This window comes from Bacteroides difficilis, assembly GCF_048319815.1.
Lineage (GTDB): Bacteria > Bacteroidota > Bacteroidia > Bacteroidales > Bacteroidaceae > Bacteroides > Bacteroides zhangwenhongii.
Genome location: NZ_CP182814.1, coordinates 2,723,384 through 2,744,638 on the forward strand (window position 1 = coordinate 2,723,384; position 21,255 = coordinate 2,744,638).

The 21,255-nt window shown below is 41.8% G+C and carries 23 protein-coding genes; 9 read left to right on the forward strand and 14 right to left on the reverse strand.

Annotated elements, in window-relative coordinates; genetic code table 11:
• Position 1: 1 nt before the first annotated feature.
• The 8 genes from ACNOGP_RS10045 to ACNOGP_RS10080 all read right to left on the reverse strand — a co-directional run bounded on the left by ACNOGP_RS10045 (position 2) and on the right by ACNOGP_RS10080 (position 13,240).
• On the reverse strand, positions 2–1,090 hold the full coding sequence (locus tag ACNOGP_RS10045; protein WP_418214705.1) for a PDDEXK nuclease domain-containing protein: 1,089 nt from the start codon (positions 1,088–1,090) through the stop codon (positions 2–4).
• A 10-nt stretch (positions 1,091–1,100) separates the two neighbouring features.
• Complete coding sequence (pglX, locus tag ACNOGP_RS10050) at positions 1,101–4,676, reverse strand: BREX-1 system adenine-specific DNA-methyltransferase PglX (protein WP_418214706.1); 3,576 nt, start codon at positions 4,674–4,676, stop codon at positions 1,101–1,103.
• 19 nt (positions 4,677–4,695) lie between these two features.
• Positions 4,696–8,280 carry a BREX system P-loop protein BrxC gene (brxC, locus tag ACNOGP_RS10055; RefSeq protein WP_418214707.1) on the reverse strand — a complete coding sequence of 1,195 codons (3,585 nt, stop codon included), beginning with the start codon at positions 8,278–8,280 and terminating at the stop codon, positions 4,696–4,698.
• A gap of 12 nt (positions 8,281–8,292) precedes the next feature.
• Positions 8,293–8,898 carry a BREX protein BrxB domain-containing protein gene (locus ACNOGP_RS10060; protein WP_418214708.1) on the reverse strand — a complete coding sequence of 202 codons (606 nt, stop codon included), beginning with the start codon at positions 8,896–8,898 and terminating at the stop codon, positions 8,293–8,295.
• A 2-nt stretch (positions 8,899–8,900) separates the two neighbouring features.
• Positions 8,901–9,539, reverse strand: coding sequence for a BrxA family protein (locus tag ACNOGP_RS10065; RefSeq protein ID WP_418214709.1), 639 nt, complete (start codon positions 9,537–9,539; stop codon positions 8,901–8,903).
• Positions 9,532–9,744, reverse strand: coding sequence for a helix-turn-helix transcriptional regulator (locus ACNOGP_RS10070; RefSeq protein WP_418214710.1), 213 nt, complete (start codon positions 9,742–9,744; stop codon positions 9,532–9,534). The genes ACNOGP_RS10065 and ACNOGP_RS10070 overlap by 8 nt, the downstream gene beginning before the upstream one ends.
• A 169-nt stretch (positions 9,745–9,913) precedes the next feature.
• Positions 9,914–12,685: an AAA domain-containing protein gene (locus ACNOGP_RS10075; RefSeq protein WP_418214711.1), complete on the reverse strand. Its 2,772-nt coding sequence runs from the start codon at positions 12,683–12,685 to the stop codon at positions 9,914–9,916.
• A 342-nt stretch (positions 12,686–13,027) separates the two neighbouring features.
• Complete coding sequence (locus ACNOGP_RS10080; RefSeq protein WP_007567577.1) at positions 13,028–13,240, reverse strand: hypothetical protein; 213 nt, start codon at positions 13,238–13,240, stop codon at positions 13,028–13,030.
• Between the two features lie 106 nt (positions 13,241–13,346).
• Between ACNOGP_RS10080 and ACNOGP_RS10085 the strand changes: the two genes are divergently transcribed.
• The 9 genes from ACNOGP_RS10085 to ACNOGP_RS10125 all read left to right on the forward strand — a co-directional run bounded on the left by ACNOGP_RS10085 (position 13,347) and on the right by ACNOGP_RS10125 (position 17,264).
• Positions 13,347–13,757: a hypothetical protein gene (locus ACNOGP_RS10085; protein WP_004291538.1), complete on the forward strand. Its 411-nt coding sequence runs from the start codon at positions 13,347–13,349 to the stop codon at positions 13,755–13,757.
• Positions 13,758–13,918: 161 nt separating this feature from the next.
• Positions 13,919–14,134, forward strand: coding sequence for a hypothetical protein (locus ACNOGP_RS10090; RefSeq protein WP_004291535.1), 216 nt, complete (start codon positions 13,919–13,921; stop codon positions 14,132–14,134).
• 11 nt (positions 14,135–14,145) lie between these two features.
• Positions 14,146–14,367, forward strand: coding sequence for a hypothetical protein (locus ACNOGP_RS10095; RefSeq protein ID WP_004291534.1), 222 nt, complete (start codon positions 14,146–14,148; stop codon positions 14,365–14,367).
• A gap of 13 nt (positions 14,368–14,380) precedes the next feature.
• The gene (locus tag ACNOGP_RS10100) at positions 14,381–14,797 is read left to right on the forward strand and encodes a PcfK-like family protein (protein WP_004291533.1); all 417 of its coding nucleotides are present in this window, start codon (positions 14,381–14,383) and stop codon (positions 14,795–14,797) included.
• Entirely contained in the window at positions 14,794–16,125 is a 1,332-nt protein-coding gene (locus tag ACNOGP_RS10105) for a PcfJ domain-containing protein (protein ID WP_004291532.1), read from the forward strand. Before ACNOGP_RS10100 ends, ACNOGP_RS10105 begins: the two co-directional genes overlap by 4 nt.
• A 24-nt stretch (positions 16,126–16,149) precedes the next feature.
• Positions 16,150–16,407 carry a hypothetical protein gene (locus ACNOGP_RS10110; protein ID WP_004291531.1) on the forward strand — a complete coding sequence of 86 codons (258 nt, stop codon included), beginning with the start codon at positions 16,150–16,152 and terminating at the stop codon, positions 16,405–16,407.
• Between the two features lie 19 nt (positions 16,408–16,426).
• Positions 16,427–16,660, forward strand: coding sequence for a DUF3873 domain-containing protein (locus tag ACNOGP_RS10115; RefSeq protein ID WP_004304291.1), 234 nt, complete (start codon positions 16,427–16,429; stop codon positions 16,658–16,660).
• A complete protein-coding gene (locus ACNOGP_RS10120; RefSeq protein ID WP_004291529.1) occupies positions 16,657–16,902 on the forward strand; it encodes a DUF6956 domain-containing protein in 246 nt (81 codons plus the stop codon). The genes ACNOGP_RS10115 and ACNOGP_RS10120 overlap by 4 nt, the downstream gene beginning before the upstream one ends.
• Before the next feature lie 53 nt (positions 16,903–16,955).
• Entirely contained in the window at positions 16,956–17,264 is a 309-nt protein-coding gene (locus ACNOGP_RS10125) for a hypothetical protein (RefSeq protein WP_004304290.1), read from the forward strand.
• A gap of 33 nt (positions 17,265–17,297) precedes the next feature.
• Here the strand turns inward: ACNOGP_RS10125 and ACNOGP_RS10130 are convergent, their stop codons facing one another.
• From ACNOGP_RS10130 to traN, 6 genes are all read right to left on the reverse strand, one after another.
• Entirely contained in the window at positions 17,298–17,687 is a 390-nt protein-coding gene (locus tag ACNOGP_RS10130; RefSeq protein ID WP_004291527.1) for a hypothetical protein, read from the reverse strand.
• Between the two features lie 64 nt (positions 17,688–17,751).
• The gene (locus ACNOGP_RS10135) at positions 17,752–18,279 is read right to left on the reverse strand and encodes a glycoside hydrolase family protein (protein ID WP_004291526.1); all 528 of its coding nucleotides are present in this window, start codon (positions 18,277–18,279) and stop codon (positions 17,752–17,754) included.
• A complete protein-coding gene (locus ACNOGP_RS10140; protein WP_004291525.1) occupies positions 18,276–18,779 on the reverse strand; it encodes a DUF3872 domain-containing protein in 504 nt (167 codons plus the stop codon). Before ACNOGP_RS10140 ends, ACNOGP_RS10135 begins: the two co-directional genes overlap by 4 nt.
• The gene (locus ACNOGP_RS10145) at positions 18,776–19,678 is read right to left on the reverse strand and encodes a toprim domain-containing protein (RefSeq protein WP_004291524.1); all 903 of its coding nucleotides are present in this window, start codon (positions 19,676–19,678) and stop codon (positions 18,776–18,778) included. The genes ACNOGP_RS10140 and ACNOGP_RS10145 overlap by 4 nt, the downstream gene beginning before the upstream one ends.
• A 7-nt stretch (positions 19,679–19,685) precedes the next feature.
• Positions 19,686–20,261, reverse strand: coding sequence for a conjugal transfer protein TraO (locus ACNOGP_RS10150; protein ID WP_004291523.1), 576 nt, complete (start codon positions 20,259–20,261; stop codon positions 19,686–19,688).
• A gap of 2 nt (positions 20,262–20,263) precedes the next feature.
• On the reverse strand, positions 20,264–21,250 hold the full coding sequence (gene traN / locus ACNOGP_RS10155) for a conjugative transposon protein TraN (RefSeq protein WP_004291522.1): 987 nt from the start codon (positions 21,248–21,250) through the stop codon (positions 20,264–20,266).
• Positions 21,251–21,255 lie beyond the last annotated feature (5 nt).

The following is a 21,255-nucleotide window of genomic DNA, read 5'->3' on the forward strand; positions in this document are numbered from 1 at the left end:
TCTAATTCTTTATTGCTTTAAGTTCATTTTCTAATTCTTTAATAGAGGGTAAAGTGCCCTTGAAATCTTTCGGATAAAGTTTGGTTAACTCATATTCGGAGATACCTATAGGCTGGTTGCTCGCTTCAAGGGCATATTGTGCCAGTACGTTATCTTTGGTCTTACAAATTAGCAGACCAATGGTCGGATTATCTTCAGGACGTTTTAATATATGATTGACGGCAGAAATATAAGTTCCTAATTGCCCTACATTTTCTGAATCAAACTCATTGATTTTAACTTCGATTACCACATAACATCTTAGATTTAAATTGTAGAAAAGCATATCGATAAACTTCTCCGTATGACCGATTTGAAGTCTGTATTCTCTTCCAACAAAAGCAAATCCGGTGCCTAGCTCTAATAAGAACTTGGTAATATTGTGCATTAAAGCGTCTTTTAGCTCTTTTTCCCTATATTGTTCTGTGATAGCCAAAAAGTCAAAATTATAGGGGTCTTTGGTCATCTCCTGGGCCAGATCACATTGTGGCATTGGCAGTGTCTGGCTAAAGTTTGAAATTGATTTTCCTTCTCTTTGATATAGGTCAGTAGTAAGAAAGTTTAGTAAAATGGATCGCGACCAATTGTTCTGAAGTGTTTTTTTTATGTAAAAGCATGCTTTTTCTGGATCATCAAAGCATTTGTCGATGATGCATTTGTGATGTCCCCAAGGGATAGCAAACAATTCACCCCCAGGCTGGGGGCAGATTGCGTTTTCTGTACCTTTTAAATTGCCCTCAAGTTGGGGGCATAATTTATCTGACTGTGAGTAAAGAAGATAAAACCGCTTAATATAATTAATATTAGTGATAGAGAATCCTTTGACACCCGGTAGGCTTTTTTGCAAATCCTGACTGATGGATTGAATGATACCATCCCCCCATTTGCTTTCAGCTTTAAGATTTACAATGTCAGCCCCCAAAGACCAATAGAATCGCAGCATTTCTGTATTCACTTTAACAGCTGCTTTCAGTTGACTTTGTCTATACCGTTCACTTAGATTTTTAATCCATTGTTGGTATTCCGTATCTATTTTTATTAGTTTACTCATTATCCGGATATTATTTGATTTTTGCTACTACATCTCTGAACTTAGCATGATTTACTAACACTCCATCATCTAAATCAAATGCAATCTGTTCATCAGCTATTATATGTAAGCGATTGTGGTATTCTTGACATTCGTCTAAATCTTTGCGTAGCTTATCCAACTTTTTACGTTCTTGAGTAGAGAGGGAAGCTACCCGGTTTTCCATTTCTAAAATGCGGTTGGACAGATACTCAATATGTGGAAGCAAATATTTGCTGCGTATTTTTTCTACAGTGTAAGCATCCATACGATGCATATAGGTAATACACTGGAAGGCTCCTTTTTTTGAAGAGAATAACCAGTAAATGGGACGATTCTGATACATCTTTTTATGATCTTTCCAGAAGTCTTTTACAAAATAGTCTTCAAGCGTTTTTCCTAGACTTTCTTCTATGAAATTGAGGTTTTCAGTCAAGGTCTCTGCACCGAATGTTGTGCGGACAAAGTCTGTAAAACGACTGACTGCATTATCGTCAAATGCACAGTCACGAGACATAAAGGGGATAATAGCGTCATCGTCAATAGTAAACTCTTCGCCATTGTAGAGGTAGGGAGCAGTTTCTTCCTCTGTTGGATTAGGATGTGCTATTTGAAGTCCCGGACGATCAAGACGGTAGCGTCCCATCCAGCAGCCTACGGCATAGCTGATGAATTGTTTCATTATGACATCAGCATTGAAAGTTATTTCGTTGTCTTTGATGGTGATTTCACCTTGTTGGAGGATAGTGATTTCCTCTAATGGTACATCAGGGGTTAGCTCGTCTTGTAAACCGTATATTTCGATGAATTGGCGGTTAAGTTCTTCTTCGTTGGAGTGGAGTTGCATAAATAATACTTTCCACTTTGACATATATTTATTATATTTTTCTTGTAAATTTCCACGTAGCGATATAGATATATCAACAGGTTCATTAATTATTGAGAATATTGTGTTTTTAGAATACTGTCTATGAATAAATACTAGTTCATTTCCTTTGAAATTCCAAGATGTTTCGTGAGAATCCCAATCTTCTTTGGCTATTTTATATCCTTCTTCAGCTATTTTTGTTATTGTAAGCTTTTCTTTCTCATTAAATTTTGCTGGTATTGGAAATCTTATAACATCTCCACATTGTAATGCAAGAGTTGGATTAATAAGATTAGCAAAGATTTTATATGGTTTTGAGTTTACAGAACCAAGAAGTAAAAATATATCTTCTACATTGAAAGGAAACATACTCATACCATTAACATCAAAAATTGCAGCTTCTGGGTTATATCTAAAAGCACAACCTATTGAAGATGTTAGTGACCAACTGATACTTTGTTTGAAGTAGTAGTTCGGATTACGAATAACGGGTCCCTGAGTTTTTTTGATTTCTTCTCCGTCATTTTCCCAGTTAACAACATATTCTTGATTTCCATACCATTTACGTGTGGAACCACCTTTATTATAAGGAAACCATTTTTTATTTTTTGCGCGAGCCGCTAACGCGGCATTTGTGAAGCCTAATCCTAATTTTACATCAGCGATCTCGAACCAGAAGCGGAGAAATCTTGCATTATCTGAAGTTTGCAAGCCTGTCAATGGCTTGACAACTTCAGATAATGCAAGATTTGAGGTGAATACTTCTTTGACTTTGTCGTTTACCCAATAAACTATCGGTGAACCAGGAATTTTTTCAAAGTCTTTTTGAATTATATTTGGATAATAGCTCTCTTTTTTAAGGAATATCTTTTCTTTCTCCTTACAACTTTTTCCTTCAATAAGTCTATAATAAATACTAGAAGTAAAGGGCGGAAATTTGCAAATGACAAAGGTTATATTCTGTACCACCTCTCCGCTTAATTCATCAAATGTTCGAGGTCCCAAATGGAGCATACTGTCTATTTGATAATTCTTTATAAAGTATTTGCGAAGTTTCTCAAAAGATGAAAGAAACATCCAGCTTTGCATATTAATCATTCCCATTTTACCTTGTGGGGTAAGCAACTGTATAGATACATACATAAAGACAGAAAATAGATCAGCTTTTCCATCTTCATAGTTATCTTTTACATATTTAGCTAGTTCAGGATTCATATTTCCACTTCCCATATATGGAGGATTTGCTATCACTGCTGCATATTTATCTGTCAAAGCCAATATCAACCTAAATGCGGAAAGGAAATTTCGAATCATGATCGACATTTCTCCCATAGTCTTATATTCTGCCAATCGTCGTACGATAATTTCACGTGTAACTTCTGATATATCAAACTTCATGATAGAACCTAAATTGTCTGCTTGCTGTAACAATTTCATTGTATCCATCAATTCATTCAAGACTTTGTTGTCTTTAGTGAGTAGTATATCTGAAAGATCGTTTCTCATCCTGTCATACAACACAGGAATGCCACTCATATCAAGTACCTGCGGTAGAATGTTAGCTTCGAGGAAATAAGTATCTTTTTTGCATGCAGCCATTAGTAGTGCAAACATCGCTAACTGTTTGGCGCGTGTATCGAGGTCAATCCCTAATAGGTTTTTGGTTAAGATGGCTTCTACTGCTTGTCGACGAGAATATCCTTCTTCCTGATACATCTGATAAAATAAATCAAATGCCTCAATCAGAATATGTCCCGAGCCACAGGCAGGATCTATCATTTTCATTGTTTCTATATCAGATATAATCAACTTTGCCTCTTTGGGGGCTGGCTCGGATGGTTCTACCAAGTACTTCATCTGTTCTGCTAAGCTAGAATAGGGATTATTATCAAGATATATGCGACCTATGGTGTTTTGTACCATATACTTAACAATCCAGTTAGGAGTAAAGATTTGTGTTGCTGCCGGAATATCTTCGGCTTCTGCTTTTTTTGATTTCTTGAACGATGCAAATACTTCGTCTTTCTTTTCTGAAATATAGAACTGATAGAGCCAACCAATCAGTTCCGGTGAGCAGTAATCTTCATCAGAGATAAAATCTGTATGATTAAGAAGATCGATAAATCCACCTTCTGCAAGAATATTTTTGGGTAGTAATAGTTCTGTATAATCATTGACACTGCCAAAGCAAGCCTTTAATATAGGATTAAATTGACAAAATGCGATAATAAGATAAGTAAATTGTTCTGTCACTTTGTTGTCGTCTTCCATGTATTCGAGCAATGCACGACGATTATCTTCGGTCATGGTCGGCAATATGCCACGGCGTGCTTCTGCTACAATGTGGGGAATATGTACGATTTCACTTTCGTATGCAAGTATAGGAGATATAAAACCATTTTTTTGCATGATACGGATAGCCATCAGACGATTGAACCAAGTGTAGGCAGCTTCTTCGCATACTTCTTTAACTCCTTTTTGCTGAACACGTTCATAAAGCGATATCCATTTATCATAAAATGTATCATCCGCAATATGTGTTCCCATAAATATAGCACCGGGTTGAACTTTTAGAGGCTTATTTTTCTCTTCTACTTTACCGTGAGTATCAAACCCCAAAGAAGTTATTTTGTTAAGGACTCCTGTTTTGAGTATATTGCGTGCCTCAATGGCGAATTTCTTGATCTGATTTGTTTCCATATTATATGGTGCAAAAATGTTATTTGGTAACCATTACTTCACAATTATTGTCTATGAACTTCATCAATTGTTTTTTCAATCCTTGAAGATATTCATCAATCTCTGCTTCTGACTTCAGCGGTTCAAAAGTCTGAATGTTTAATTTGACATTTCGTGTTTGCTTTACTACTACTTTAATTTCATTTTTAGTATCCTTATTTTCTAGTTTATCTTGTGGGATATGGGGAACTGGAATATGTTTTATGATGATATCCAGTTGTTCGTTATAAAAGTCATTGCTAGTATTGATATTATTTTCGAGCATCAAGATATTAGAAGAATTCTTTTTCTGCATAATGCTAATATCTCTTCTTGCAAAACTATCACGATCCACATCCTTAGATGCAGCAAACTTCTCCAGTTGATCGAATATATCATTATAGACACGTTCTATTTCAAGAACCTTAGTCTTTTTAACCTCTTCTAACTGTGCGTTCAGTTCACGCATCATTTTATTATAGGGAACCATTTTATCAATAGGCCAAGGTTCATTTATTATAGACTTCAAACTTTTGACAGTATCTGCGCATGATTCAGGAAGAAATAACCAGTTGTCGCGGTTATCATCAACGAAATCACAGATTATTTTATATTTAGCTAATTGATCTGTGATAAATTCTCCTATCATTTTACGCTTATCTATTAGTGCTTTAGCAGATTGGCGCGCATTGATTATCTGTTCGAAGAATTTCTTCGGTTCACGTTCCGAATTCCAACGGCTCAATTCGCTGATTGTGTCATTGAGAACTGTGACAAAGGGATAGCGGGCTATTCTCTTGCAATCGTTTTCTGTATTTTGAATATTTTCGGTTAGCTTGGTTTTGCATTGGTTGAAAAGTTCATTGCTATCTATACCCGATGAAATGCTGACTGTTCCGAATATATCTTTCCAACTTTCAACAAAACGGTTGATTAAATCCTGCGATATTTTTTGGGCAGGACGGACCGCGAATTTAGCTTGATCTCTCAATATATTGTTTGCTACGATGGATCGCTCTACATTTGGATTGTTGTTGTAAGAGAAATCGCGAAGATGTCTGCGTACCAACTCATTGACAATGTAAATGGTACAAATCTCATTCCATCCATAGGGAGCAGCGGCATAACGAGTCACAATATCTTTGAGGTTTACATCGTTGACTTGTCGATTCAAATAGTTTTCTACTTGTCGTTCAGCTTCTGTCAGCGTATTATTCAGTTCATTGTAGTCACCAATTTCTACTTTTCGTAGAATCTTGGACTTTAGTTCTTCCGAATTGCGTGGCATATCCGTAGAGTCAACAAGACGTGCTTGTGGATATAGGTTTGCGAAATGGCGATTTAGGACTTGTTTGTAGCGATCCTGACCTTTACCGGAACCTAAATCTTCGAGAATGTTCAAACCGGATATAACCGGACAAGAGTCGAAGATTTCGCGGAATGGCTTTTCTATCTTACGTTGGTAGATGTCTTTTGCCCGTTTGCTGAATTCTTCCCGTGTTTTCTGGCGAAGTTCGCTTGTGACAGGAGTTCGCATATATTTTTGTACTTGACAATACCAATAAAAATCATTCTTGAGTGTCCGGTTTTCTTTATAAAGTTCCGACATAAAAAAGACCATCTTATTGTTTGTATTGCTAAAAGCGTAAGTATGCGGATTGTCTTGGTCAGAATCCATCACAAATTCGACATTGATATCTGCATTGTTGGACAAGAAATTCTTTCCCATAATATTTACTCCTACAGTAAAACGACTGGAATAGAATACTTCACGTGCAGCAGGAGTAATATATGCGAAGAATATCTCTTTCAACTCCTCGGCCATTGTATTATTATCGATTACTTGAGTTTTTATTAATTGGGCTACTTCTATTTCGTCTTCGGAATAGAAACAATATGTTTCGGGAACTCCCTGCTTGGCGGGTTCGTTACGAATAATGTTTTTGTCACATAGAAAATCCAGTACTTTTTGAACTTCATTTTTGAGTGATAACTTTTGAGCATCGATATCACTCATCAATAGGCAGGTAATGTTGTCGACAGTGGCTGGAAATATTAACCGATCTGTTTCCGAAAGATTACATATCATGAATAAAATGTTAACCACTCGTTGACCGAAAGCACGATCGCTATACTCTTGTATCATATCGTTTGCTTTCTGGATAGAATGTTGCCCTTTAGCCATCAGACTACCTTGGAACATGGCATTGAAGAATTGATCGAAAGCAATGAAATTGCCAACTTCCTGATCTTTAGTTTGCTTGGCCGTACTGTGGGTTACTTTAATAATACTTCGTTCATTGCCTTTTACCTCTTTCTCTACATATCCTAAATTAACGAAGGAATTGAAAACCTGCATTATCAATTTAAATTGATAGGGTACAAAAGGGTAGTATCCGATAAACTCTTCGCGTGTTTGATAAGCATTGTATGATGTAGGAAGTTGGAATTGTGCTGATATAGCATTTTTCTTTTTATCATATAATTCTCCTAATCTTAACTCTGCTGTCGGCTTTTTCTCAAGAATACGTTTTTGAGTGATGTATTCGGGCTGTGTTCCTTTCAAAGAAACTTTCACTTCGAAGCGTCCCATAATCTTTCCATAATCTTCGGAAGTTGCAGATATCTGGCAACTTTCTACGATTTCCGATAAATCTTGCTGTGCTGTACAGGCTACCCAAATTTTATCTTCACAGGCTTTATGTAATTCTGTGACAATTTGTTGCAACTGTAATAAAAGTCCTTTTCGGTCATCAATAAACTGACTGACTTCGTCCACAAGGAAAATCAAACGATATTTATCTCCTTTGTCTGCAAGATATGATTTTAGCTCGTTCATGAACGTTTCGACGCTAACAGCAGTGTCGTCTCTAATGATTCGTTCACGAATAATGTCTGTTGATAGGGTCGGTATCAGTTCTTTCCCGATTTCGAGAATGAAATCTAGTTCATTGATAGCCAGGTCACTTGCCTGTAAATCCCAGTCGAAACCTTCTTCTTTTATACGTTCTTTGAACTCATCGAATTTATTTTTCTCCAGAAGAACCTTCTCGAAATGTTGGGCAAGGGCTAAATTGAATTTATTGAACCCTCGAAATTGATTCAGTTCGCTCCAGAATATATCTAAAAAGACACGTTGCTGATCACCATGAATATTATGGACTGTACCAATATTGAAAAGAATAGTGTCTACGGTAGCGTCCTTTAACCAAATCGTTAAATCACGCATATCCGAAATTTCTACTTCCGACTTACTTTCCGGTATTTGTAACGGGTCACGAAGTTTCACTGCTTCTAATAAGCGTTCAAGAGCCATTTCCCGATATTGGGAAGATAGACAATAATCCAAATATTTTAAGAAATGGGATTTACCGGAACCAAAGTAGCCATTTATCCAAATTCCATCATGGCTGACATTGCGGTTTTTGATAGCCGATAGTATTTTGTAGAGTCCATTAATGATCTCGTCTGTAAATACGTATTCTTCAATTTCTGTTTTGACTGTTTTATCAGAAAAGTCGCTTGCGGATACTGCCGGATTGACCGTACGGTTTATGTCTTTTTCGTATATTGCTTCTAATTTCATATCGGTGTCTTTTTAATCGTTAATCAATAATGTTGCGCGGTATGTGTGTTGATCGTCAAGACGGTCAAATAAATTGAAGTTATTATCTTCACGGTGGCCGGGATAGAATACTATAATTTTGTATCGGCTACTTCGGTTGTACTGTTCGTAATTGGCCAAAAATACATTCGTACGCATATATGGGAACATATTGCCTATCCCATATAAAAATACATAAGGACGTATCTTGTCATCATCAATTGTGATATGGTCAATGATGCGTTGATGAATATATTGATAAAAAGCTTCGCTATTAGCTTTATTGGTAAGAGAAGATGTTACCGCATCCGGAGTGTTTTCGTCTTTTTCAAGTAAGTATTTCAAATACGAAGGATGCTTTTTCCCGAAGGATTGTCCATCAAGAAATTTACAAAACTCATCAAATAGATTGAGAGTAAGTACATCTATGTAATTACAAGGGCGAATTAGTTTCGCCTTGAATTCCTGTATCTGCTGCCGTATTTCATATTCCTTATTGGCAGGATATTGAAAGATGAAGAAGTTATAGAATAAATCTCCATTTTCTGTATCTTTGAACTCTTTACTGGAGAGTTTCTGAAATAGTTGCTCAACTGTCATGCTTATAGTATGGATTGTTTAATGCGTTCAATTTCATAAGGTTGTAACAGACAGGCTTCAAGGAACCATTGTTCTTTTTGAAGCAAGTAATAGTTCCAGTCAGTATCTTTTATTTGCAGAGGGTGAAGTTCGGATGTTTTTTCGTCTAACATACCAATCTTCTTAAGCATTGATAAAAATGTTACAGCTACTTTATTTTTCGTCTGATCACTCCAACTGTCAACAAAATCATCATTGGCTGATATTTCATTGATTGCTATTATAATGTCGTTTTTACTAACTTCCCGTTGGATAGAGTTCCATTTGGAAAGAATGACATTCAGTTGAAAATCAAAGAAAAGTTTATAACTTTTGAGCATGACATAGAACATGCCCACATTCTGGGCTTCTCGGGAGAAGGACTGGTATTGCATCCAAAATGCGGGAGGAACAGAATTGTATCTAAGCCTGAATTCTGCAACAGCACGTTTCCGCGTGTTCTCTGTATTCATCATTAGATATTTGTTTTCTACAATTTCCTTTTTAAGTAATGCATCTTGTTCTGGTGACATTAATAATGGCAGAATGTTATTCATTTCATCTGGCATATATCCACAACCTGTAACAGATGCACTATATGGACTATTATATTTATTATTCATTTATATTTTTGCTACTGTTTATTAATTCCCGAATATCTATTTCGAGAAGTCTTGCTATTTTTATTAAAGTATTTAGATCTGGTTGTGAAGTATTAGTACACCATTTTGATACAGTGGCAGGATCTTTACTAAGCTGCTCTGCTAACCACTTATTGGTCTTTTTCTTTTCAACAAGGACCACTTTTATTCTATTAATATCCGTCATTTGATATTTCCTTTATTGCGTTTGACGCAAATTTAGTGAAAAGAAAAATAGGATACAGCATCTTGCTATGATTTTTTCTTCATACATGATGTAATTGGGCAGTCTTCTTACATCTTATCGACTCTTAATTGGTATAATATAGTGTGTGAATGGAAATGACACTTTAATGTTAGTGCAAAATCTCACTTAACTTATCTCCGATAATTTTCTTTTCATTACTACCAATAGTAGATAATCTCACCAATGGAATTCCGTACAACTCTAAGATACGATCCTTTTTAATATCACGTTCTGATTGACTTGTCCCCGATTTATGGAATGTATAACCATCCGTCTCAATAGCCAGTGCAGGTTGTTTGCTCACACGATTATAAATCAGAAAGTCAATATGAGTGTTTATATTTGCAGCATATTTGCTTTCCTCTTCATTCAACAGAGAATAATCCTGAATCAACATATAGAGTGGTAAATGGCAAATGATATTCAAATGACGCATATTAATATTTTCTTTCAGGATATCTTCGAGTAAGGCAAATGTAAGATTCTCGGAATCGTATTCGGATATTTTCTTGTGTTTTTTCAAATAGGCAATTCGAGCATCTGTATATTGCTCATATAGATAATCGAATATAGAATGAATCTTACTAGTGGAAACAGTGCCATTGTTATATTCGATATAAGCAATCAAATCGCTGATATTGCAGTCTTTGGGTTGTTCGTTTCCCGATACGACTAAATAGAATTGTGACTTAGCCCGCGAAACAGCAACATTGAGCAGGTTAGGATCGTCGGAAAAGGAAGTGATGATATCGTCGACAGTGGTCATAATGATAGCATCCTTTTCTCTTCCCTGAAATTTATGGACTGTTGCGACATCAATATCCTCTTCAAGTGCGGATTTTACTGCATCTACTTGTTTGTTATATGGAGCTATGACGCCAATTTCATCTGTTTCATAAGATAGATTCGGTAGTACTTCCTCTTTGATAACATCTATTTCTCGTTGATTCATATGACTGCGGGAGTGGTTACCTTTGGCTGTCCGTATGGCACAAATGACATCCTCTTCTCCTTTATCACGTGTCATGATGACAAGGTCTCCACCATAAAATTTCTGATTACAGAAGTTGATGATTCGAGGATGGCATCGATAATGTTCCCGTAACAAGGTCTGTGGTACATTCGGAATAACTTTGCAGATAGATTGCAAAAAACTCATATTGGCACAATCATATTCCGGCTTAATCAGGCAGGCACTAGTGATAAAGTTTAGCTTTTCCTTATCTTCTTCTGTGACTACATTGGGGAGTTGCATGGTGTCACCGACAATGATTGCATTTTTAGCACATGACAAGGCTAAAGCTCCGGTCTCAACGGAAACCTGCGACGCTTCGTCCATAATGATATAATCATATACAGCATCTCGCTGTAGACTGCTTAATGATGAAAAGGTCGTACTTAATATAATAGGGTATTCTTTTTGTACCTCTCGCCAATTATTTCTTAGATCAGGGAGTGTAAAGATGGGTTTGTCATGATTATTGCCATAGGTGTGAAATAACTGATTCTTTAGATATTTCATTGATGTATCAGCCATTTGTCTAGCCATTTCTGCTGCATCTTTGTTGGCAAGTTCCTTTTCTAATGTGTCTATTTCAACTTCCAGTTCTGCATACTTTGTTTGGTAGAATAAGATTTGGAAGTCGGCGATAATCAAACTCATCTCCCGTTTATAAAAACCTTTATCGGGGATTTTACAAATCGCTTTGCTCCTGAATTTAAAGAATAACCATTTCAACCGTTGAATAAGAGCTGCTATTCCCCGAAGACTTGATGATTGTTCTTTTTCTGCAAATTGCTGACATTCATTCCATAAATTCAGAAGGTCTGCCGAACTGGAACTCTTTCGTTGTTGGAGAGTAATTTCTTTTGTGCCGAACTCTTGCAGATAATGTTGCCACTCTATTTTTAAAGCTTGTATTTCCTGTCTTGCCATGGCAAGGCGTTCCTGTTTGGAAAATATGCTTTTTAGTTCTTCTGTCTGATGATGTATCTGATTGAGAAATTGAGGTTGGTTGGCATCCGCATCATACCATGACTCAAAGCTCTCCGGATATTGTTTTTCCTCTTCTTGAGTCTCGATGAATTTCTCTTTGTTAGCAGTGCTGCCAAGCAATGCAACAATGAAGCCCATATCGTATTTGGATAACTTCTCAAGTACATTGACGATGGCGGAGTTGTTATTAGATACTACCTGAACAGTCTTACCACGCACAAGGATGTTGGCAATGATGTTCAGAATCGTTTGTGTCTTTCCGGTTCCCGGAGGTCCTTGCACAACGCTGATTTGATTTTCAAAAGCTGCCTGGACTGCTTTTTGTTGGCTTGCATTACAACCGAAAGGAAAAATCAAGGTTGAGGCAGTCTGGGTCTGCATTTTATATTTTTGAGGATTCAGATATACAGCAATAGCTCTGTTGTTTGCGATGAAATGAATCTTTTCATATTGTTTTGCCAATAGCTTCGTTCCGTCATCAGCTTTCAATTCGTTCGCATCGGCAACTTTCTTCAAATATTCGAATATACTTTTCGAACGACTCTCTCCCAAGCATGATTCGATAATTTCTAAGTCCTTTTCTCTGTAATCATACTCTGTACCATTCTGAAAACGAATGTGCCAATAGTTGTGTGATTTGGCCTTAAAAATAGATAAAGCTTTAATGTTTGATAAAGTTCTCCCTTTACTGATTATTTGATAATTATTGGGGTCCGGTTTGTCCGGATCAGTCAGCCAAAGAACATTTTCTTCTTTGTAAGTATACGCACTGGGAACATTCCGGAATACTACCTTGTAGTTGCCATTATGATTTTGGCAGCTTTCTATTTCAGGAGTCTTGATTTGACCTTTTATAATAATCAGATTTTCGGAAGTATCTATCATAGGCTTGTGTGTAAATATAATAAGTCGTGCTGCTGTTTTTATTTATTATTTTGGATATAAAAGTAAGAATATTTTCCAGAATATCAAAACCGAAGTAGAAAAAACAGTGAATGACTTTATTCAGCTTTGTATTGTTATAAATATAGAGTGAGATTCGGTTTGGGAGTATTGAACGTGATAAAAGAGATTTGTTTTGCCAATGAAATCATTATCTTTGCTGCATGAAGTTACGAAAAGAGTGTAATTTATTGGAAATGAGCGTAGGTTAATTGCTCTTGATAGTAATAGGTTACGATTTAGTTAGTTATCTACTGCATTATCCTTCTGCGCGTTGCGTAACCTTCAAAGAACTCTTCGTATGCAAAAGTAGCTATTTAATTCGAGATTTTGATATAAACTCCCGTTTTTTATCCCCTCATTCATAAGAATTTTCCGTAAAAGCGGTATTGTCCGTCGGCACACCATTGCCCAAAACGAGTTTGGAACAAACGTGTGCCGACTACCGCATAGCTGGAGAAAAGGGCATTGCCTCACGCCTAAACGATGTTTAGACAGATGAAGCAATGCCCCTTTCTTTTGCGCCTATGCCAAGAGGTGCTTTTACGGGTTTTCAAATGATTTTTCTTTTTTCGCTGTCTCTTTTGCCGGAAGCGGAAAGTGAATGCAGAGTGTGTCAGCCTGCCCCATGAATGAAACAGGCGCCCACACACAGCCGGACAAACCGGGAAGAATGATTGTTGCCACCCGGCTGAACAAGTTCCGTCGGATCGGAAACAATCATACTTCCTTTGTTGTGGTTTGCCCTTTTCACGCTTCCGGTGATGTCTTTTTCCTTTTGGTGATTCTTTTTTTTACGGATTTTCCCCTGAAGTTTTTTTCTACACAATCTGCCTCTGTTTTCGTTTACCTCCATTTTGCGCCTTTCAGTAAGCCGCATCAGTCAGTCATTTTCGTTCTGGGCGCAAAGGTAATTCCGGGATTGGACGGGAAAGCAAGGTCAAGCCTCCTGTTTTCGGTAAAAATCTCCAGCCCTGCGGGTAGTATTTTGACCGAAAAACCTTGCATTCCCTAATCCCTACCTTTTCAAGCACCCGAAACGAAAACGACCGATGCGACAGAAAGACGCATAAAAAAAATGTCGGATAAACGAGAGGCAGATAAGATAGTTTGAAACTCAACTCCCTCAGCTCTTGAATCCGCATTAAAAACAAAAAAATCAAAAACAGCGAAGATATGACGGCAACGGCAAATTTCAGACAAATGGCGCAACACATCGGGTTGGCGATATGCGGCTTGATGATGCGCACCGCCTTCGGGGTGTTCGGCATCCTTTGGGGCATCATCAGAGAGATTGTAAACGGAGTGTTCCGAGTGGCGATAGGTGTAATCGTGGCTATCCTTTCCACCATTGCCTTCTTTGGCTTCATCCTTTGGTTATTCACCCTTTAACCCTTACCGACATGGCAAAAAGAAACAGCAAGACGGCAGCGCAGCAGTGCAGATATTACGAGGTGGACAACATCTTCGTGTATATGGTGGAAACGTACATCAACGGCAATTTTGAAACTTTCCGAAGATTGTACCACGAACTGAACAAGGACGCACGGAGGGATTTCATGGACTTCCTTCTCAGCGAGGTAGAGCCGACCTATTGGAGAGAGATACTGAAACAGATAATCTAAAAATGACAGCGATATGAAAGGAACAGACCATTTCAAGAGAACGATATATATGTACTTGGAACAGCGTGCGGAGGAAGATGCGCTATTTGCAAAGAAGTACCGCAACCCTGCCAAGAACATGGACGAGTGCGTGACCCACATTCTGAACTATGTGCAGAAAAGCGGTTGCAACGGTTTCACGGACGGAGAGATATTCGGGCAAGCCATCCACTACTATGAGGAAAACGAGATAGAGGTGGGCAAACCGATGGACTGCCAAGTGGTTGTGAACCACGTTGTGAAACTCACGGCAGAGGAAAAGGCGGAGGCACGTCAGAACGCTGTCCGCAAATACCAAGAGGAGGAACTCCGCAAGTTGCAGAACCGCCACAGACCGTCAGCGAGAAAAGAAAACCAACCCCAACCCTCATTATTTGATTTAGGCTTATGAAACCGAAGACCAAGATACAGAAAGAGGTGGCAAGACTTTCCGCCAACCTTCGCCCCATATCAGCGACACAAATAGATTGGGCATACCGCCACTGCGTTGAGCATATCGGCTACCGCACCAAGAAAGGGAACATCACCTGTTCCGACTGCGGTCACGAGTGGCACAGCGACAGCGGACTATGCGACACCCTTGAAGGCTGCACCTGCCCCAAATGCCATGCCGAACTCAAAGTGCAGGACACACGCAGACGCATCTACAAGGAAACGCAGAATTTCAGCGTGATAACCACCTGCAAAGGGTATCAGGTAATCCGCGTGGCGCAGGTCAGATGCGAGAGCAGGAAAGGCGAACCGATGCGTTTCTACTGCCACGAGGTCGTGCAGCGTTGGATTTCACCCGACGGCAAGGTTACGGACATGGCGTTGCTCCGTGGCTTCCTTTTCTGCTATTGCGATGTGTGGGCATTAGGCAGCGATATGGAGGTAAGACCGCACAACAGCCTATACGATGATGTGGTGGCAAGAAGCTGTGCATATCCAAAGATGAGGATATTGCCCCAACTCAGACGTAACGGCTTCAAGGGCGATTTCCACGGCATCTCCCCCGTGCGTCTTTTCAAAGCCTTGCTTTCAGACCCAAGAATTGAAACCCTTATGAAAGGCGGTGAGATTGAGGTCATGAAACACTTTCTTTTCAATACCCGTACTGCCGATGAATGTTGGGCATCATATCTGATTGCCAAGCGTCACAAGTATCAGATAGACAACCTCTCAATGTGGTGCGACTATCTGCGTATGCTCAAAAAACTCGGTCAAGACCTCCGTAACCCGAAGAACATCTGTCCCGAAGATTTCATGGCGGCACACGACAACGCAACCCGAAAAATTGAAGCCATACACGAGAAGGAAAGAGCCGCAGAGCAACGCCGTTGGGAGATTGAAAGGCGTGAGCGTGAGCAACAGCGACAACTCCAACGAAAGAAAGATGCGGAGGATTTCATCGCCAACAAATCCAAATTCTTCGGCTTGGTAATCACGGACGAGGAAATAATCGTCAAGGTGCTTGAAAGCATAGACGAGTATTACAACGAGGGCAAGACGCAGGGCATCTGCGTGTTTGGCAGTGGATACTACAAGAAAGCCGACACCCTCATACTATCGGCAAGGATTGGCGATGAGATTATTGAAACCGTAGAGGTGGACTTGCGAACCCTCGAAGTGGTGCAGTGCCACGGCAAGCACAACCAGGACACCGAATATCACGAGCGCATCATAGACCTTGTGAACAAGAACGCCAACCTTATCCGTGAGCGGATGAAAGCGGCATAGCATAACCCCTAAAACAACATTGATATGGAAGTAAGAATTGAAAGTATGATTTGTGTGTGGGATGATGCAATCCCCACGATGTTCCTTGAATTTGTGAACCTCCTCACTCTCACAACGAGTGAGGGGGAATTGAGAAAGAGCGTAAAGGAGTTTGCCGAGAAGCACGAACTTGACAAGTTTTTCCTTTACGGCTTCGGCTCACACCATTTCTACCTGCACCAACGCTACACAAGCAACCCCGAAATGGTGATGAAGAACAGAGTTCTGTCAGTACATTTTTAACCATCTAAAAAGCAACATTATGACAACACGAATGACCATCAACGGAGTAAGCACCTGCGCGGAAGCAGGTACGGAGAAATACGAGCGTTTCCAATCGGGTATCGGAAGACGCAGGCGGACACTTGTGCAGTACGACTACCGCCACCCCATAGACAGAGAATTGTTCTCTTGTGTCAAACCCACGTTGGACGAGTGCCGAGCCGCACGGGACAAGTGGCTGAACGCAAAGAAGGGAAAGGAGGACAGACTATGAACACGACCTATCAAACGCTGATAGTCAAGTTCAGCGAACCTATCACGGCATTGGACGGTATCTTTGACGATACCGGAGCGTGGGGAACGGACACCCTCAAGGGGTGGATAGATGATTACGAAAGCACACGTTTCACCGCCACCGACAGCCATACGGCAGTCATCACGAGCGAGTACAATATGGAATGTGTGAAAGAGTGGCTACAACGGCAGACCCCCATTTCCGAAATGCGAGAATTTTGAACGGGATGGCGGTGTCCGCACCGCCAATACTTAAAACCCTAAAAACAAAAGATATGATAGCCAAGACGATATTACAGCAGATAGGCGGAAAACGCTTCACCGCCATGACAGGTAGCCGTGATTTCATAGATATGGGCAACGGCTTACGGATGAGCCTTGCAAGGAACAAAACAAGTGCCAACCGCCTTGACATCATCTATGACGAAGGGGCAGACCTCTACAATATGCGCTTCTACCGCAGGACGTTCAGCAAAAAGACCTTTGAGTGCAAGACAAAGGACATTGCCGTACACGAGGGTATCTATTTTGATATGCTGGAGGAAATGTTCACGATGGTGACGGGACTTTACACACGCTTTTGAGTGGCGGGGCGGCGAGAGCCGCCCTACTTTCTTTCAGTGAGCATGATGGCGGACAAAGAAAGTAGCAAAGAAACCTTTGTCCAATCTGCGATAACTAAAAAATCCGCAAGTAAAACTTGCGGAGGCTATATATTGGGTCGTTATTTTTTGGTGGAGGGGAATGATAATCTCGAACCGTTGAACTACACATTTCTGCTTCGTCTCCATTTCCCCCAACGATTTGATACGTTCAATCATTTTTGTTGTTCCTTTCTGAATTTTCCTAAATACTTTCTTCATAATTTCGCTATACTTTTTATGGTTAATAACTATGTTTTGTATTGCTCTCACAACACTTACAACTTGAAGTGTTATTTGGAAACCGATAGGCAAAAATGGCTCAACGATGTCAATTAACGAGAAAATCCTACGATAATCTATCAAGTGATAGAGCAAAAGACGTGCCAAGTTAAATATGGCACGTCTTTTGCCAGTTTTGTCAGTCCTTTTATGGGATATACAACAGCGCAAACTCCGCCTTTCTCCGTTTGAGCAGCATGGCGTGGCGTTTTCCTTTGTAGTTGCAGAAGGCTATATACTCACGGTAGATGTTCCTGTCACCAGCTTCCAGCTTCTTGATTAAGGTGCTTTTGGGGATTGTTTTGCTGCCTAACAGCTTCGCCGGTCCCACATTGTAAGCTAACGTGCCAAGCAAAATCGAATCAACCCCGAATTTACGGAACATGGCGACAAATTTGCGCAGGTCTTTCCGCAAAAGTTCATCCGCATCCCGTTTTGTCATGGTTCGTGCCGAATACTTCTCGTTTGGCAAAAGTTTGTGACCCCAACCGACGTATGGGTAGTGTTTTTCTGAGTGCCAGCCTTCAAAGTAGCGGCAGCATAAAAAAGCACGTTCCATAAGCGGCAGTCGGTAGATTGCCGCCTGCCCGTCCGTTCCCTCTTGGCGGCTGATCTGCGCGGACACAGAACAGACCGTCAGAAGTGAACAGAGCATTGTCATGAATACACGCATCATTTCAACAAGGGGCTGAAGTTGCCGATGGGAACGATGGTAAGATCGTCGTCCTTTACATTCCTGTTGTTGAAGTCAAATTCCAGTTCGTAGGAGTTGCTAAAGTTATCCTCCACCACCACGATGAAATTATGCGCCTCATCACCCGCCGCCGTGTAGTACAGGCGGAATTTTTCGTTCTCCAGCAGGTAGCGGTCGTTAGGCAGGAAGGTGATGCCGTTATCCATTTTGAGCGAGCCTTCCCCCTCGAACTGGAAATAGCGGATGGTATAGAGCGTACCCGAAAAGTCGCCCTCCTTTTTCAGTTCACAGCGGATTTCCACTGTCTGCCCCTTTACTACCTTGTTCGGCACGGGCATGACCTCCACCGTGAAGGGATAGGACTGCTGGATGTCCATGTCATCGTCACATGACACGAGGGTGAATGACATGGCGGCTATCAGGCATAACGCCACTGCCTTGAATATTGATGTTCTCTTGTTTCTGTTGTTCAGTATGTTCATTGTTCTTCGATTTTTAGATGGTTGTTTTTCTGTTTTTTCGTTGTCAGTTGCAGGTACTCGTTCAAGTCCTTGCAACCGTCATAGAGGGAGGAACGGTCGGTGACACGTTCCCCGTATCGCATGGTAAGTGCGGCAAGCGTCCGCCGTCCGGCTTCGTCACGGTCGAGGAAGCAGCCGATGCGCCCGTATCCGTCCAGCAATCCCGCCGCCTTCTCCACGTTGGCGACTGAGTTCAGCACAAGACAGTCAGCGTTACCGGTTACACCAAGCGTCACGGCAGAGAGAAAGTCCATGAAGCCCTCGAACACGAGGCACTCGTCAGCCGGGATGTCATTCGCCTTTACCAGTGATACAGACTTCGGAGGTATGCAACCCTTGAAATATCGGCTTCTGACTTCATAGCCACCTGCCATGTTCGGAAAGCCAACGGCAAAATACCGTTTCCCACGCACACCGTAGTTCAAGCGGCAGCAGTGACGGGATGCGATGGCGTAAGGGATGCCCCGTTCCTCTAAATACTCCGTCAGCAGTGAGCGGAGCAGCGGAGCGACCTCCACATCCTCAAAAACGGATTCGGTCGGCTTCGAGAGATAGACGGGCTTTTCCCATCCGGCAACCGTCATATTGGCGGCTTCCGCTATGAACTTCGCTTGCTTCATGAAGTCATCGCTTTGCAGAAACTCCCCGGCAAGCGTGAAGATGTCGCCGCCCTTGCCCAAACCGAAGTCGTACCAGAGCTGTTTCGCCACGTTCACACGGAAAGAGGATGTGCGCTCGCCCCTGTACGGGGCAAGATACCACAGCTCGTTACCGCTCCTTCTGACAGGCTCATGCCCCAGCCGTGCGAGAAAATCCGCAAGCGGCATCCTTCTGACAGCATCTATTTCCGTCCTTTCCATGCCCGTGTCAGTTGATGATGAACTTGATACCGACCCCGAACTGCGTGTGGAACTTCCGTGTGTCGCCACCCCAAAGGCAACGCTCCCGCAGGTTGGCAAGCAGGGCGATACGGTCTGCCACGTAACACTCCACATCGAGCGTCAGCGCACCGCCGTAGATGAAGGCGTCCCGGTCGTGCAGCGTGGAGCCGTCATGCAGCACCTTCTTCCCCCAATTTACCGCCTCATATCCGGCGAGAGCCGAAGCCCCGGCATAGACGAAAACAATCTTTCGGGCGTCCGACAGTATCTTGAAGTAATAGCCGCCCTCCGCCGTGAACTGCGCCACGGGTATCTTGGTGTCCTTGTAGGGATTGTTCTTCAACAGGTATTCGCCACCGAACACCCACTTGTTCCCCTTCTTCGTGTAGGTGGAGAGAGCCGCCCCGAAGCTGTACCCGCCGTCCTTGCCGCCGAGATTGAAGCCGTCCGCCATGTCCGCCCTCACCTCGATGCCCTGCATCTTCGGCAGACACCGCTGGGCGTGCGCCTGCCCTGTAAAAAGGGCAAGCGACGCGATGATTATTGCGATGTACTTTCTCATGGTCAGCGTACTTGAAGTTCGTTGATGGTACCCGCGCGTACCAAATCCTCGTTCTCAATCACGAAGGACTGGTGACGGCCGCCGTTCTTCTCGTTCAATTCCACCACGAGGCACTTGTCATCGGGGATGGTGAACTTCGCCATCGTGAAGACCGTGCGCTCGCTCTTTTTGCCCGGCACGAGGGTGGCGTAGTTCTGCGCGCGGAGCGGCAGAATAATCTGCTCCTGCACGGCAGTACGCTTCGCAACCTTCTTGTCCACGATTTTCCAAGTGATGTAGTCCACATCGAAAGGCACGTTGCTCTGGTTCTTTATCTCCGTGTGGAAATAAAGCAAGCCGTTGTGCGTGTAGATGCCTTTCAACAGGTATTGGATGCCGAAACGCTTGCAGCCGATATGCTTCACCTCGCGCTTGTTCTGTTTGTGGATGGACTTCATGATAAGGCGCACCAGCATCGGGCTTTCGCTGCCCAGCTCTTTCAGATAGATTTCCTGCGCGTTGTTCGGGCGGTTCACCGTGCTGCCGTCATGGATGAAGTCGCACATCTCCACGTTGAGCAACAGCGGTTCGGCGGCGTACTTCACGTTGAAGGTGTAGAAACTGCCGTCCTCCGTGATGACGGACATATTCGTTTCGTTGGGAAAATTCCTTACGGTAGCCTTCACACGGATGATGTTCTCCGCTCCGTCGGCTTTCCCGGCAATCAGGTCGGGCGAGCCTAAATCGACATAGCGCACCTCCGCCGGAAAAATGACGTGGACGGTCTTGTCGTAGGTCACTTCCAGACCGTGCGGCGGTATCATGCGGTCGAAGGTCAGCTTGCGTGACAGCCCGTGATATAGGTCGCCGTCCGCCTCCTTCTGCGGATAGACCTCCTTCGTCAAGGTCGGTTGTTCACTTCCGTTGGTCGTTTCAACGGTTACATTCTCCTGCGCGTTGGCAGTTATGATGCCCATAGCGAGGGCAAACATGATGATTACTTTTCTCATTACTT